General features: G+C 60.4%; 14 protein-coding genes. 10 read left to right on the forward strand and 4 right to left on the reverse strand.

Features of this window, described 5'->3' with window-relative positions; all coding sequences use genetic code 11:
• Positions 1–4 precede the first annotated feature (4 nt).
• Both pyk and FHS83_RS09650 read right to left on the reverse strand, forming a co-directional pair.
• Positions 5–1,429: a pyruvate kinase gene (gene pyk / locus FHS83_RS09645; RefSeq protein WP_167082757.1), complete on the reverse strand. Its 1,425-nt coding sequence runs from the start codon at positions 1,427–1,429 to the stop codon at positions 5–7.
• Between the two features lie 18 nt (positions 1,430–1,447).
• Positions 1,448–1,834, reverse strand: coding sequence for a DUF1036 domain-containing protein (locus tag FHS83_RS09650; RefSeq protein ID WP_167082758.1), 387 nt, complete (start codon positions 1,832–1,834; stop codon positions 1,448–1,450).
• A gap of 126 nt (positions 1,835–1,960) precedes the next feature.
• Between FHS83_RS09650 and FHS83_RS09655 the strand changes: the two genes are divergently transcribed.
• Positions 1,961–2,737, forward strand: coding sequence for an N-formylglutamate amidohydrolase (locus FHS83_RS09655; protein ID WP_243846342.1), 777 nt, complete (start codon positions 1,961–1,963; stop codon positions 2,735–2,737).
• 81 nt (positions 2,738–2,818) lie between these two features.
• Positions 2,819–3,061: a DUF2312 domain-containing protein gene (locus tag FHS83_RS09660; RefSeq protein ID WP_167082759.1), complete on the forward strand. Its 243-nt coding sequence runs from the start codon at positions 2,819–2,821 to the stop codon at positions 3,059–3,061.
• 206 nt (positions 3,062–3,267) lie between these two features.
• On the opposite strand, the gene FHS83_RS09665 is transcribed toward FHS83_RS09660, so the two are convergent.
• Positions 3,268–4,773, reverse strand: a complete 1,506-nt coding sequence (locus tag FHS83_RS09665; protein ID WP_167082760.1) for a sigma-54-dependent transcriptional regulator — start codon at positions 4,771–4,773, stop codon at positions 3,268–3,270.
• A 332-nt stretch (positions 4,774–5,105) separates the two neighbouring features.
• Here FHS83_RS09665 and FHS83_RS09670 point away from each other — a divergent pair, with 332 nt between their 5' ends.
• The 6 genes from FHS83_RS09670 to FHS83_RS09695 all read left to right on the forward strand — a co-directional run bounded on the left by FHS83_RS09670 (position 5,106) and on the right by FHS83_RS09695 (position 12,363).
• Entirely contained in the window at positions 5,106–6,086 is a 981-nt protein-coding gene (locus FHS83_RS09670; RefSeq protein WP_167082761.1) for an alpha/beta fold hydrolase, read from the forward strand.
• 76 nt (positions 6,087–6,162) lie between these two features.
• Positions 6,163–6,312, forward strand: coding sequence for a hypothetical protein (locus FHS83_RS09675; protein ID WP_167082762.1), 150 nt, complete (start codon positions 6,163–6,165; stop codon positions 6,310–6,312).
• A 291-nt stretch (positions 6,313–6,603) separates the two neighbouring features.
• Positions 6,604–8,166: a Re/Si-specific NAD(P)(+) transhydrogenase subunit alpha gene (locus FHS83_RS09680; protein WP_167082763.1), complete on the forward strand. Its 1,563-nt coding sequence runs from the start codon at positions 6,604–6,606 to the stop codon at positions 8,164–8,166.
• A gap of 16 nt (positions 8,167–8,182) precedes the next feature.
• Positions 8,183–9,679 (forward strand): NAD(P)(+) transhydrogenase (Re/Si-specific) subunit beta, encoded by a 1,497-nt coding sequence (locus tag FHS83_RS09685; RefSeq protein ID WP_208414412.1) that lies wholly within the window; start codon positions 8,183–8,185, stop codon positions 9,677–9,679.
• Positions 9,680–9,769: 90 nt separating this feature from the next.
• Positions 9,770–10,561 carry a YdcF family protein gene (locus FHS83_RS09690; RefSeq protein ID WP_167082764.1) on the forward strand — a complete coding sequence of 264 codons (792 nt, stop codon included), beginning with the start codon at positions 9,770–9,772 and terminating at the stop codon, positions 10,559–10,561.
• Between the two features lie 122 nt (positions 10,562–10,683).
• The gene (locus FHS83_RS09695) at positions 10,684–12,363 is read left to right on the forward strand and encodes a carboxylesterase/lipase family protein (protein ID WP_167082765.1); all 1,680 of its coding nucleotides are present in this window, start codon (positions 10,684–10,686) and stop codon (positions 12,361–12,363) included.
• Between the two features lie 56 nt (positions 12,364–12,419).
• On the opposite strand, the gene FHS83_RS09700 is transcribed toward FHS83_RS09695, so the two are convergent.
• Positions 12,420–13,298: an aldo/keto reductase family oxidoreductase gene (locus FHS83_RS09700; protein ID WP_167082766.1), complete on the reverse strand. Its 879-nt coding sequence runs from the start codon at positions 13,296–13,298 to the stop codon at positions 12,420–12,422.
• A gap of 94 nt (positions 13,299–13,392) precedes the next feature.
• On the opposite strand from FHS83_RS09700, the gene FHS83_RS09705 reads away from it, so the two are divergent.
• Together FHS83_RS09705 and FHS83_RS09710 are read left to right on the forward strand one after the other, a co-directional pair.
• Positions 13,393–14,283: a LysR family transcriptional regulator gene (locus FHS83_RS09705; protein ID WP_167082767.1), complete on the forward strand. Its 891-nt coding sequence runs from the start codon at positions 13,393–13,395 to the stop codon at positions 14,281–14,283.
• Between the two features lie 64 nt (positions 14,284–14,347).
• Entirely contained in the window at positions 14,348–14,941 is a 594-nt protein-coding gene (locus FHS83_RS09710) for a TMEM175 family protein (protein WP_167082768.1), read from the forward strand.
• Positions 14,942–15,067: the final 126 nt, after the last annotated feature.

Here is a 15,067-nt window from a genome sequence, read left to right on the forward strand (position 1 = left end):
AAATTTACTTCTGCGGGCCGACGAAGGCGACGCGCAGCATGTTGGTGGCGCCAGAGGTGCGTAAGGGCACGCCGGCGGTCACCACGATGCGTTCACCGGGCTTGGCAAAGCCTTCGAGATAGGCAAAGCGCGTGGCGCGCTCGACCATATCGTCCAGGTCCTGGGCGTCGTCGGTGTAGATCGTGTGCAGACCCCACACCAGCGCCAGGCGGCGCGAGGCTTCGATGCGCGGGGTGAGCGCGATGATCGGGGCATCCGAACGTTCGCGGGCCGCACGAAGAGCCGTCGAACCGGAGTTCGTCCAGCAGACGATGGCACGGGCCTGGATGGTCTTGGTCACCTCGTGGACGGCCGCCATGATGGCGTCCGGCGTGGTGGATTCCGGCTCATTGCGTTTGCCTTCCATCTGGAGGACGTATTCCGGATCGCCTTCCACGGTGGTGGCAATGCGGTCCATCATGGTCACGGCTTCGATGGGATACTGACCGGCGGCGCTTTCGGCCGAGAGCATCACCGCATCGGCGCCGTCATAGACGGCGTTGGCGACGTCGGTCACTTCGGCGCGGGTCGGCACCGGCGCGGTGATCATCGATTCCAGCATCTGGGTCGCGACCACGACTGGCTTGCCGGCCTTGCGGGCGAGCTTGGTGATGTACTTCTGCTTGCCCGGCACTTCATTCATCGGCAGTTCCACGCCGAGATCGCCGCGGGCCACCATCAGAGCGTCGGAGACGTCGAGGATTTCCGGCAGCCATTCGATGGCGCGGGGCTTTTCGATCTTGGCAAGGCAGCCTGCGCGGCCGTTGACGATCTTCTTCAGATCGGCGACGTCGTCGGGGCGCTGCACGAAGGAGAGCGCGATCCAATCCACGCCCACCGCAAGCGCGGCGTCGAGGTCGGAGCGGTCCTTCGGCGTCATCGCCGGGATCGGCAGAACCGTATCGGGCAGGTTGACGCCCTTCTTGTTCTTCAGGAAGCCGTCATTCATCACTTCGGCGATGGCGGTTTCTTTATCGACATCGACGATGTTGAGGCGGATCTTGCCGTCATCGACCAGGATGCTTTCGCCCGGCTGAATAGCTGCGAAGATTTCGGGATGCGGCACCGGAATGTCATCGCCGCTTTCGACGATGGACTTCAGGACGAGATGCAGCTTGTCGCCGCGATGCACTTCGCGCTGGCCGCCCGGCAGGGTGCCGAGACGGATCTTGGGACCCTGAAGGTCGGCGAGGATGCCGATTGGGCGGCCCACCGTCTCTTCGAGTTCGCGGATCATGCGATAGTATTCGGCAAGCTGCGAATGCGGCGTGTGGCTCATATTGATGCGGAACACGTCGGCGCCCGCTTCAAAGAGGGCCCTCAGCCGTTCGGGGGTCGAGCTGGCCGGGCCAAGCGTCGCGAGAATCTTTGTTTTACGTCTGCGCCTCATGAATCCTGTTCCGCGTTCCTAATCAGATAGTGACTGTTTCCAATTTGGGCTGTTGCCCGTATCGATCGCAAAGAAGCCTCTGCGGTCGTATCCGCGTGCCGCGCAGTTACCTCGCCCGGCGATGGTGAACTTCTCCTGGGCCGAGGTGCAAAAGTTGGTGCTCCCGTTCCAGGTGCCGGACTCGCCATCCGTGGCAAAGAGGTAATAGTAGCGAGCCGTAAGTCGTCCGGTCAGAAGCGTCTCGCATTTTCGCGACGGTATTACCCACCAGCCCTGACTCTCCCAGGCGACCCCATTGTACTGACCCAGTGCCACTTTGGCCGCGACGTCTGCTTTGTTGCAGACGGCGAAGTCGGCACGGGCGGACACCGTAAAGAGCAAAATCAGGGCAATTGCGAGGCGCATATTGTTGTCAGGATGTCGCGCAATATGGGGAGGGCGTCAATTGCGGGCTTCCCATAGTGAGGTTCGGTGGTTCTGCGGGGGCTACGGGCTTGCCGAAGTGCCGCAGTTCTAGAACATTACATGACGATGACAGAGCCAATCTTAGCGCCTTTTCAGTGCATTCCGCCTGTGAATTCGGCATCAGAGTTGATTTTCCTTTGCGATCACGCGGCAAACGCCCTTCCAGAGGCGTATGGCGGCTTAGGTCTGGCCCCAGATTTGTTGGCGACCCATATAGCCTATGACATCGGAGCCGCATGGGTTGTGCGCGCTTTGGCCGCTCGTTTTGGGGCGCCTGCCTTCCTCGCTCGTTGGTCGCGGCTGCTGGTAGATCTCAACCGTGGCGTGGATGATCCTACTTTGGTCATGAAGCTTTCCGACGGCAGCGTCATCCCGGGCAATCGCCATGCGGATGATGCGGAAATCGATCGGCGGATCGCCCAGTTCCACGCGCCCTATCACACTGCCATCGCCGCTATGGTGGCGCGCTTGCGGGATGCGGGGCGGGTGCCAATTCTGATTTCCCTGCATAGTTTTACACCGGTTTGGAAAACTACGCCCCGGCCTTGGGAAATCGGGGTTCTGTGGGACAGGGATGGCCGCCTCGCGCAGCCCTTAATGAACCGCTTGGCTGGGGCAGGATTCGTCGTGGGCGATAACGAGCCCTATTCGGGGGCGCTCGAGAACGACACCTTGAACCGTCATGGCACCAAGAATGGGCTGCCCCATGTCCTGATCGAGATTCGCCAGGACCTGATCGGGACAGAGCCCGCTGCCCAGGCAATGGCCGAAAGACTGGCCCCGATTCTAGAGGCCGCCTTGGCCGATATGGGACAAATGTCCAGAAAAACGACTCACAGCTAGGCGCGTTTCTCTCATTGCCTTTCGGGCAGGGTGGGGGGTAGGTTCCGCGCCCCCAGCAGTCAGATCATTCGAGAGGCTCTCATGGCCAAGTCCGGCTTTGCCAAAGAACGTCTTCGTTCCTTCGTCGATCGCGTCGAACGTCTCGAAGAAGAGAAGAAGGCCCTCTCGGATGACATCAAGGAAGTCTATGCCGAAGCCAAGGGCGAAGGCTTTGATGTGAAGATCCTGCGCCAGGTCGTGCGCCTGCGTAAAATGGACAAGGCCGACTTCCAGGAAGCCGAAGCCATGCTGGATCTCTACCTCTCCGCGCTGGGGATGCGGTAAGGCGCAAGTTCCCCGCCTTGGTGCGTGCTTCGAGGCTCGCCGCCTCAAGCGCATCGCGATGATTACGGAAAGTTCTGCACGGCTCGCACTTCAGCATAACGATGTTGGAGCATGAAAACTCGCGTCATGCTGAGGTGCCGCGCGCTTAACAAACTACAAAAATAGAATTGGCTTTCGTGGCGCGCGGCCTCGAAGCGCGCAATGCGTTAGCCGACTTTACGCGCTTCGCTCTGTGGCTTTTCTTCTTCCTGGGCTTCTTCCGGTTCCAGGCCGAATTCCTTCAGCTTGCGGTAAAGCGTCGAGCGGCCGATGCCGAGGCGGCGGGCGACTTCCGACATGTGGCCGTCATAGCGCGCGATGGCGGTGCGGATGATCTCCGATTCCATATCTTCCATGCGGCGCATATGGCCGTCGGGGCCGGTCATGCTCATGGCATAAGGCGATTGCGGCAAGGCCGGGGCAAAGGTCGCGGCCTGAATGGCTTGTGCGTCGGCAACGGCAGAGGCGCGGCGCGGGCGGCTTTCCACCCCCATGGCCGATGCGATTTGCGGGAAATCGCAGATGTCGAGCAACGAGCCGTCGCACAAGACCACGGCGCGGAATATCGTATTCTCAAGCTGGCGCACATTGCCCGGCCAGGAATAGCGTTCCAGAAGATCGGCCGCCTCAGGGGTGAGGCCCGCGACCGGCTTATGCTCTTCCACCGCGAAGCGGGTGATGAAATGGCGGGCCAGCGCAGGAATATCGTCTTTGCGCTCGCGCAGAGACGGCACGAAGATCGGAAAGACGTTGAGGCGATAGAACAGGTCTTCGCGGAACCGGCCTTCCTTGGTGAGTTCGGCGAGATCGCGGTTGGTCGCCGAGATGATGCGCACATCGACCTTGACGGGCCGTTTGGCACCGACCGGATCGACTTCGCCTTCCTGCAGCGCGCGCAGCAACTTCACCTGCATGTCCAGGCGCAATTCGCCGATCTCGTCGAGGAACAGTGTGCCGCCATCGGCTTCCTGGAACTTGCCGAGATGGCGTTCCGAGGCACCGGTAAAGGCGCCTTTCTCATGCCCGAAGAGAATCGATTCAATCAGGTTTTCCGGAATGGCGCCGCAGTTCACTGCCACAAAGGGGCGGCCCGAACGGTCCGACGAGCCTTGAATGGCGCGGGCGACGAGTTCCTTGCCGACGCCGCTTTCGCCCTCGATCAGGATCGGAATGGTGGATTGCGCGGCGCGCACGCCAAGTCTTGCCACCTGGCGCATCTCGTCGGATTTGGCGATGAGATCGTCAAAGGTGAGGCGGTTGTCGGTCTTCTTCTTCAGGCGGGTGATTTCGCCCGAGAGGGTGCCGATCTTGAGTTGGTTGCGGATCGAGACGGCGATGCGCTCGGGGCTCGCGGGCTTCACCAGAAAGTCGTTGGCGCCCGCGCGCATGGCTTCGACGGCGGAATCGATGCCGCCTTTGGCCGTCAGCACGATCACCGGCAGATCGGGGTGCGAAACGCGCAGCTTGGACAGGACTTCCAGCCCGTCGATATCCGGCATGATGAGATCGAGCAGGACCAGGGCGATTTGCTCGCCTTTGGGGCCATTGATGAGGTCGAGGGCCGGGCCGCCGCCCGGGGCGGTCACCACTGTCATGCCCGACCGGCTGATGGCCGCTTCCAATAGGCGGCGCTGCACGGGATCATCATCAACAATCAGAATGGTCTGGGCCATCTCGTCCTCGATACTGAGGAGGCCATCCTGGCGCGAAGAGGGTAAAGGTCTGTTTAAATTCTGTCCTTGGCTGGCACACAATTGCGTGCATAAAGAAAGTGCTAACTCAAACCTCCCGCCTGTTATCTGGGGCTGCAGGATGGTTTGGTGAACATACGATTAACGTTTTGGCGTCCGTGTTTTCTGAGCTTCAGACGGGGTGGGAAGAGGCTGGAGCTCGCTCCCCCGCAATTTCGCCGCAACTTCGCTGGAGCATGCGTGACGCGGCGCGAAAAGGGCTGATTTTCCGCCCGCCGCTTGAGATAGGCGCCTCAGTATGCAAGCTTTTGACCATGAGTGACGATATAGTCAGCAGGATCGATTTCCCCGAGCTTGAAACCCCCTTGGCGGGCCTCGCCGGGCGCCCGCCAGAGGCCCCGAAGTGGTTTCGCGAGGTGGTGGCCGTCGCCCCAAAGCACGAACATGTCATGGTGGACGGCGCGCGTATTCATTACTTGCGCTGGGGCGATCCGTCCAAGCCTGGCTTGCTTCTGATTCACGGTAACGCTGCCCACGCCTATTGGTGGAGCTTCATCGCCCCCTTCCTGTCGCGGGATTATCATGTGGCGGCGATCGATCTTTCGGGCATGGGCGACAGCGAATGGCGCCCCGGCGGCTATTCTATGGAAGGCTTCGCGGCCGAGGCATTGGCGGTGTGCGAGCATTCCGGCATGCTCTCCGTGGCCGAGCCGCCGGTCATCCTGGGCCATAGCTTTGGCGGCTTCGTCACCATCCTGGCGGGCGCGCTTTATGGCGAGCGCTTGGCGGGCACGGTGATTCTCGACGCCCCGGTGAATCCGCCGGACCGCCCGCGCCCCGGCACCCCCACCTTCCGGGCACATAATATCTATCCTGACATGACCACGGCGCTGGGCCGCTTCCGGCTTCTGCCACCCCAGACCTGCGATAACCTCTTCATCCTGGATTACGTCGCGCGCCATTCCTTACGTGAGGCGGGCGAGGGCTATACCTGGAAATTCGATCCGCAGATCTGGCGCAACTTCTCCATCGGCGACATGGCGGCGCTCTTACGCGACACCAAATGCCGAATCGCCATTTTCCGGGGTGAGAATTCGATCCTGATGCCGCCTGCCGTGGGCGAATTCATGTTCAATTTGCTCGGGCGTTCGGCCCCGGTGGTCGAAATCCCCCAAGCCCAGCATCATGTCATGCTGGATCAGCCCTTGGCCTTGGTGGCCGCGCTCAGGGCGCTCCTCGCCGATTGGGAGCATTCAGATCCGTCCAGGTCGCCGGATGAAGTCGATTTTGGCTAATCCCCCACGGGCCTCCTCAGCCTTTGTAGAGAGGGCGGGTCTGCTATACTCGCCCCCGAAAGGCGGATTTTAGGCCATGGCCGAAGACGAAGATGAAACCCGCGCCACCATGGAAATGGGCGAACAGCTTCGCACCTGGCGTCTCTTCCTCTCCCTCGCCAAATGGCACATCTTAGGGTTGGGTCTGCTGCTGCTTTTACTCCTGGCGTTTCGCACCCATAGCTGAACCGTCGAAGGTGTTTTTGTCATCGTTGCGCGTACGACAGCGCTGGCAAAGCCTGTAAGATCGCCCGACCGAATCATGCCTGGAAAATGCACCCTTTGAGGGTGTAATGCCGCATGTCCGTCGCGTTGCCGCAGGGTGACATTTTGGGCTATGCCGGTTCCTGGCTAAATTTGGGGGCGTTTTCGGCCGTTTCGTCTGTATCGCTGCGTATCGCGGCCCAATTACGCTCTCAAATCCGTGGCCCGTATGAGGGAGCCGTTGCCCTCGATCAACCAACGAGATGCGTGAACCATGCCTCAAACCATCGGAATACCGAAAGAGACGTTTGCCGGCGAAAAGCGGGTCGCAACCGCGCCGGAGATTGTCGAAAAACTCATAAAGCTCGGATTTTCCGTGACGGTCGAAAAGGGTGCCGGGGAGGGTGCCAGCTTTTTCGATGAAGCCTTCACGAATGCCGGAGCAAAAGTCGTAGCTAGTGCCGCTGAAATCTGGTCGGCGTCAGACATCATTTTCAAGGTCCGCGAGCCGGAGATGGGTGAAGTCGCCCAATTGAAACCGGGCGCAACCCTGATCAGCTTCATCTGGCCGGCGCAGAATCCGGAGTTGATGAAGGCTCTGGCGGAGCGCAAGGTTACCGTCCTCGCCATGGACTGCGTGCCGCGTCTGCTCTCGCGCGCGCAAAAGATGGACGCCCTGACCTCGATGGCGGGCATCGGCGGTTATCGCGCGGTGATCGAAGCGGCCAACGCCTTTGGGCGCTATTTCAACGGTCAGATCACGGCGGCAGGCAAGATTCCCCCGGCCAAGGTGTTCATCGCAGGTGCTGGCGTTGCCGGTCTTGCGGCCATCGGCACGGCGGCTGGTCTCGGCGCCATTGTGCGCGCCAATGATACCCGCGCCGAAGTGGCCGATCAGGTCAAGTCGCTCGGCGGCGAGTTCGTCAAAGTCGATTACGAGGAAGAAGGCTCAGGCGGCGGCGGTTACGCCAAGGTGATGAGCGAAGGCTTCCAGGCTGCGCAGCGCGAGATGTATGCCAAGCAGGCCAAAGAGGTCGACATCATCATCACGACGGCCCTTATTCCGGGCAAGCCCGCGCCGCGCCTCATCACTGCCGAGATGGTGGCCTCGATGAAGCCGGGTTCGGTGATCGTCGATATGGCGGCCGAGCGTGGCGGTAACTGCGAGCTGACCGAGCCCGATAAGGCCGTGGTCAAGCATGGCGTCACCATCATCGGCTATACCGATCTGGCGTCGCGCCTCGCCAAACAGTCTTCCACGCTTTATGCGACCAACCTCTTCCGCCTCACCGAAGAGCTCTGCAAAGCCAAGGACGGTCAGATCGTCGTCAATATGGAAGACGATGCCATCCGCGGCTTTACCGTGATCAAGGAAGGCGAAATCACCTGGCCCGCGCCGCCGCTGAAACTGCCCGCGCCCCCAGCGCCCAAGGCAGCCGCGCCGGTTGCCAAGGCTGAGGAAAAGAAGAGCTCCGGCGCCGGTACGGCTTTCACCATGCTGGCAGGTGCCTGTCTCTTCGCGTTGATCGGCTATGGCGCGCCCGCGGCCTTCATCGGCCACTTCACCGTGTTCATTCTGGCGGTCTTCGTCGGTTACATGGTGGTGTGGAATGTGACGCCGTCGCTCCACACCCCGCTGATGAGCGTGACCAACGCCATTTCCTCAATCATCACCATTGGTGCGCTTATTCAGATAGCTCCCCAGGTGGCACCGGGCACGGTGCGGCCTGACGATCTGATCCGCTGGATCGCCATCGTCGGCATTGCGCTCACCACCATCAACATGTTCGGCGGCTTCGCGGTGACGCGGCGCATGCTGATGATGTTCCAGAAATAATCCGGGGGACCGCACCATGAACGCTCTTATGGATTTCGCCGTTCCGGCAAATCTGACGACGGTCGCCTATATCGGGGCCATCATTCTTTTCATCCTGTCGCTCGGCGGGCTTTCCAACCCGGAAACCAGCCGCCGCGGCAATTGGTACGGCATCATCGGCATGGCGATCGCCGTCATCGCCACCATCTTCGGCACGCGTATTGTCGATATGGGCGCTGGCGTGCATGACACTTGGCGCCTTGTCATGCCGAACGGCTTTGCCTTCATCGTTGGGGCGATGGCGGTCGGCGGCTGCATCGGTCTTTTCGCGGCCAAGACCGTGAAGATGACCCAAATGCCAGAACTCGTCGCCATCATGCACAGCCTGGTGGGTCTTGCGGCCTGCACCATCGGCTTTGCGAGCTTCATCGATACCTCGATCAAGTTTGAAGGCTCCGAGCACATCATCCACCTGATCGAGATCTATGTCGGCATCCTCATCGGCGCCGTCACCTTCTCGGGCTCGGTCATCGCTTTCGGCAAGCTCTCGGGCAAGATCACCGGCAAGCCAGTGCTGCTCCCGGCGCGCCATTTCCTCAACCTCGCGATCCTCTTGATCGTCATCTACTTCGGCTATGAGTTCGTGGCCAAGGGCGCGGGCGAAGACCAGATGGCGGCGATCCAGGCCGCGTGGCTCCCGCTCGTGATCATGACCGTGCTGGCGCTGATCTTCGGCGTTCATATGGTGATGGCGATCGGCGGCGCGGATATGCCGGTGGTGGTCTCGATGCTGAACAGCTATTCCGGCTGGGCGGCGGCGGCGACCGGCTTCATGCTCTCCAACGACCTTCTCATCGTGGTGGGCGCGCTGGTCGGCTCCTCGGGCGCCATTCTCTCCTACATCATGTGCAAGGCGATGAACCGTCACTTCCTCGCCGTGATCGCAGGCGGTTTTGGTACCGGCGGCGGCACGGCGGCTAAGAAGCCGGACGGCGAGCCGCAGGGCGAGGTGACTCCAATCAGCGCGGTGGATACCGCGGCGCTGCTGAAAGAGTCGAAGTCCGTCATCATCGTGCCGGGTTACGGCATGGCGGTGGCCCAGGCCCAGCACACGGTCTTTGAAATCACCAAGACCTTGCGCGCCCAGGGCGTGAATGTGCGCTTTGCCATTCATCCGGTGGCGGGCCGTATGCCAGGGCATATGAATGTGCTCCTGGCCGAAGCCAAGGTGCCTTACGACATCGTCATGGAAATGGAAGAGATCAACGAAGACTTCCCCGAGACCGATGTTGCCATGGTGATCGGTGCCAACGACATCGTGAACCCGGCGGCACAGGACGACCCCACCTCTCCCATCGCCGGCATGCCGGTTCTGGAAGTGTGGAAGGCCAAGACCTCCATCGTGATGAAGCGCTCGATGGCGTCGGGCTATGCCGGCGTCGACAATCCGCTCTTCTATAAAGAGAACAACCGCATGCTCTTTGGCGATGCCAAGAAGATGCTGGACGAAGTGCTGACCAGCCTGAAGGCTTGATCCGCGCACGATATTCTGACTGCGAAACCCCGGCGGGAAACTGCCGGGGTTTTTCTTTGGGGCTGCGCGCTTGCGCGGTATAGTTACCCGATGAGAAAATTTGGTCCGTTTGTGGGTGTGGCGCCCGAGGATGTCGACGCGATCAATGCCATCGCGGCTTTTCTGGCGCTCGAGGATGATCCTGCCGAAGCGGCTGAGGTTGTTGTTCTGGCTGGCAACGCCATGCTGTGGACCTTGGAAGGCGCTGTAGAAAAGGCTTTGGCACTCGGTGCTCCGCTCCTTTTATCCGGTGGGGAGGGGCATTCGACGCGCCTGCTGCAAGCGGCCATTGCAGCGCATCCGCTCTATGGTCATCTGCAATCGTCAGGTCACAGCGAAGCAAGGCTGTTGCACGATCTCGCAGTCGAGTTTCTAGGCATGCCTGCGGATCAGATTCTGGTGGAGGCGCGGTCTACCAATTGCTCCGAGAACGCCAATTTCAGCAAAGCGCTTCTGGATGATCGCGGCATTCATCCATCGCAATTGTTGCTGATCCAGGATCCTCTCATGCAGCGGCGTACCGACGCCTGCTTTCGCCGCGCCTTTGAGGGCGGCGGCCGCACGTCCATCATCAATTGGCCCGTTTGGCGACCGCAGGTGATGGACGCGGGCCAGGATGTCATTTTTCGCAATCCGCCCAATTCGAATATGTGGTCGCCGCAGCGCTTCCTGGAGTTGTTGCTGGGAGAAATCCCACGCCTGCGAGACGATGACAGCGGCTATGGCCCGCGGGGCAAAGGGTTCATTCCCCACATCGATATTCCAAGTACGGTCGAAGAGGCCTTCGACCATCTGACGTGCTGCGGGCGTTTCGTGGCTGCCACAAACCGGCTTATCCGATAGGGTCGCACACGCAACTGTGACGAACGAACCCCGGCGGGCAACTGCCGGGGTTTTTCTTTGTGGTTTTTCTGTTCTCGCGAAAGGGGTATTCTCAGACAAAATAACCACAGCGGGAGGAACTCATGCAGGACGAGAATTCAAAAGGATTAAGCCGCCGCCACGCCATGCTGCTGTCAGCGATGGCAAGCGCGGGTATCGCCATGCCGGTTGCGGCCCAGGCAGGCGACAGCATCAAGACCGCAGCCCATTCCGCGCCGGGTGGCTGCTCCACACCGCGTAGCGCTATCGCCAAGACACAATACGGCAAGGTGCGCGGGTTTGTTGAAGGCGGTGTCTTCACCTTCAAAGGCATTCCTTATGGCGCGACCACGGCGGGCGAAAATCGCTGGCTGCCCGCGAAGGCGCCGAAGAAATGGGAAGGCGAATATCCTGCCCTGGTCTATGGCGATAATTGTCCGCAGAACCTGCACGATTTCACTTCGATCGAGCAGTCGTTCTTGCAGGATTGGGATGATGGGCCGATGAGCGAAGACATGCTCAAGCTCAACATCTGGACGCCTAGTCTGTCGGGCAGCCGCGCGGTGATGGTCTATTTCCATGGCGGCGGATTTTCCTTCGGCTCCTCTTATGAACTCCCCAGTCATGAAGGCGCACAGATGGCCCGTCACCATGATGTGGTGCAGGTCTCGGTCAATCACCGCCTCAATGCGCTGGGCTTCTTCGATGTCTCCGAGATTGGCGGCGCGGCCTATGAAGGCTCGGTCAATGTCGGCATGACCGATCTCGTCTTCGCGCTGAAATGGGTGCAGGAGAACATCGCCAATTTCGGCGGCGATCCCAATAAAGTGATGATCTACGGCCAGTCGGGTGGCGGCTCGAAGGTGACGACGCTGCTCGGCATGAATTCGGCGGCGGGGCTGTTTCATCGCGCTTCGGTACAATCGGGCGGCGGCGGTCTGATCCCGACGGGTGATATGTCCAAGGAATTTGCCCGTCAGGTGGTGAAGGAGCTTGGCATCGGGCCGAAAGACATAGGGGCGCTGCAAAAGATCGAATGGGCCAAGCTCTTCGCGGCGGGCAATGCCGTGGCGGCGAAGATGAACCCGCCTTGGAAAGGCTTTTTCGCGCCAGGGCCGATGCCGACCACGCCGCGGGTTGGCTGGTCTCCGACGCTGGATGGCAACATCATCACCCTGCGTTCCTTCCAGGATGCAGCGCCCACCGTCTCGAAGAATGTGCCGATGTTGATCGGCTCGGTCAGCGAAGAGGCGGGTGTCTATCACAACAATCCGACGGAGGCCGAATGGCGCGAGAGTCTTGCCAAAGGCTATGGGCCGGAGAAAGCCGATGCGCTGGTGGCGGCGATGAAGAAGGCCCATCCCGAAAAACAGATCCGCACGCTTTCTTATGGTGTGGCTGGGCTCGCGATCCGCAACAACATCACGCGTATGGCGAAGCTGAAATATGATCTCGGGGCTGCGCCGGTCTATCAATATTGGTTCAGCTGGCAATCGCCGATGCTGGATGGCGTTTTGGGGGCATGGCACACCGCCGAGCTCGCCTTCTGCTTCGACAATACCAAGCGCTGCGAACAGGCGACGGGCGATACGGCGGAAGCACGCGCCATCGCCAAGAAGATGGCGACCGCCTGGGCCAATTTCGCCCGCACGGGAAATCCCAGCCAGCCGGGCCTTGCCTGGACGCCGAGCGATCCCATCCGCAACCAGGCTATGGTCTTCGACAAGACCTGCGGCATGGTCGATGACCCGGAAGGGGCGGTGCGGAAAATTTTGTTGGGGTGATTTGAAGGCTGTCATCCCGAACCTTCGGGATGACAGCTTTATCGCTTGTGCAGCTTCTACTGCTGCTTGCCTTCGGCGACGGCATCCAGCCGCGTGATCACGTCCGGCGGCAGTTTCAACGCAGCCGCGGCGAGATTTTCGTCCAAATGCCCCAGCGAAGAGGTCCCTGGGATCAGCAAGAGGTTCGGCGCGTGCTGTAACAGCCAGGCCAGCGCCACCTGCATCGGTGTTGCTCCGATCTCGGCGGCGATCTTATTCAGCGCGTCTGATTGCAGCGGTGAGAATCCGCCCAGCGGGAAAAACGGCACATAGGCGATGTTCTCTGCGCCAAGCTTGCCGATCAGCGCTTCATCCGCGCGATGGACGAGGTTGTACTGGTTTTGCACACACACGACCGGGGCAATGCGGCGCGCTTCGTCCACCTGCGCAGCGGTGGCATTGCTGAGCCCAAGATGGCGGATCAGCCCTTGGTGCTGCAAATCGGCAAGCACACTGAAGGGTTCCGCGATGGAGCCTTCGCTCGGGGCGTGAATGTCGCCCATGATCCGGAAATTCACGACCTCCAGCACGTCGAGCCCGAGATTGCGAAGATTGTCATGCACGCCCGCAATCAGATCCTCGCGTCCCGCCGCGGGGAACCAGGCGCCATCTGCGCCGCGCTTTGCCCCCAGCTTTGTCACGATCACAAGGTCATTCGTATACGGATGAAGTGCCTCCTTGATGATCTGATTGGTCACATGCGGACCGTAAAAGTCGCTGGTGTCGATGTGGTTGACACCACGTTCCACGGCTTTGCGCAGCACGGCCACTGCTCCGGCGCGGTCCTTGGGCGGCCCAAACACACCCGGCCCGGCCAGTTGCATGGTGCCGTAGCCCATGCGGTTCACGGTTCTGTCTCCCAAACGGAACGTTCCGGCGCTCGAAATATCGCTCATATCGGGTTCTCCAAGGATGCCTCAGGCATATGGGGGCTTTGCCACTGAACGATAAGTCGGCATAATCCGGATGTGTTGTACGAAATTTCGAACAATGGATTGGAACGATCTGGCGGCCTTTGTCTCGGTGGTCCGGGCGGGCGGGTTTCGTGATGCGGCGCGGCTGGGTGGGGTTTCTGCCTCTGGCCTCAGCGAAGCGGTGCGCCGCCTGGAATCCCGCTTAGGCGTTCGCCTGATCAACCGTACCACCCGCAGCATATCGCCCACCGAGGCTGGGCAAAGGCTGCTCGAAAGGCTAGGCCCGGCGCTGCGCGAAATCGAAGGGGCGCTCGATGTCGTCAACGCCTTCCGCGACCGCCCGGCGGGAACGCTGAAACTCAACGTGCCGGCCAGCGCTTCGCGACTGGTGCTGCCCTCTATCGTGCCGGCTTTTCTGAATGCTTATCCCGACATCACTTTGGAGGTGATCGTCGAAGACGGCTTTGTCGATATTCTCGCCGAGGGCTGCGATGCGGGCATCCGTTATGACGAGCGTCTCGAGAAGGACATGATCGCCATTCCCATCGGTCCGCGACGCCAGCGTATGGCAACTGCGGCGGCGCCGTCTTATCTCGCCGGACACGCCTTGCCGGAGCATCCGCGCGATTTGCTTTCGCATATTTGTTTGCGGGGCCAGTTCGCCAGCGGCGTGATCCCGCCTTGGGAATTCGAGAAGAAGGGCGAGGTGGTGCTGGTCGAACCCAAAGGCCCCTTGATCGTGCGGCTGGGGGCAGCCGCCGATCTTGCCGTGGACGCTGCGATAGCTGGGCTTGGGGTCATTCATCTTTTTGAGGAATGGCTGCGCCCATATCTGGAAAGCGGGGCTTTGGTGCCGGTCTTGAAGCCTTGGTGGCAGGAGTTTTCGGGGCCTTATCTCTATTATCCCGGCCGCAAGCATTTGCCTGCCCCATTACGGGCCTTTGTCGATTTCATCAAGCGCGTTTGAGCGTCTTACCGCTCGCAATCGCGCCTCGGATTGGCGATGATCTTCCGCGCATCGTGAGGGCAAAATGGGAAAATCACGTCTGGAAGCCTTTAGTGATGGCGTGCTCGCCATCATCCTCACCATCATGGTGCTGGAATTGCCCGAACCGCATGGCGACACGTTGGAGGCGCTACAGGCGCTCACACCAAAGCTGCTGAATTATCTTCTCAGCTTTCTCTATATCGGCATCTATTGGAACAACCATCACCATCTCCTGCATACCGTACGCAAGGTGACGGGCGGAATTCTCTGGGCCAATCTGCATCTGCTTTTTTGGCTATCGCTGCTGCCCTTCACCACGGCCTGGATGGGCGAGCATCACAACTCCTCGATCCCAACCGCGCTTTATGGCGCGATGATGCTGGCCTCGGCCATCGCTTATACGATTTTGGAATGGCGCATCATCCGCAATGAGGGCAAGGGTTCGCTTCTGGCACGCGCGGTCGGGACCAATATCAAGGGGTATGGTTCCATTGCGCTGTACGTCGCCGGTATCGCGGTGGCCTTCGCCGCACCGTGGCTCGCGCAATGCTTCTATGCGCTGGTGGCTCTTGTTTGGTTCATCCCAGATCGCCGCATCGAACGCGTCTTTGCCAATGAGCCGGACGCGGAAAGCTGAAGTTTGATCATTACCTTCAAGGGCTTGCAGTGCTTGCCGCAGATGCGGCGTATATTTTGTCTCAAAAATTTTATATTTTTCCCCGCCTTGCGGCCTTTCACCTGGCCCCGCTAAGCTCTGACCATC

The organism is Rhizomicrobium palustre, from assembly GCF_011761565.1.
GTDB classification, from domain to species: Bacteria; Pseudomonadota; Alphaproteobacteria; order Micropepsales; family Micropepsaceae; genus Rhizomicrobium; species Rhizomicrobium palustre.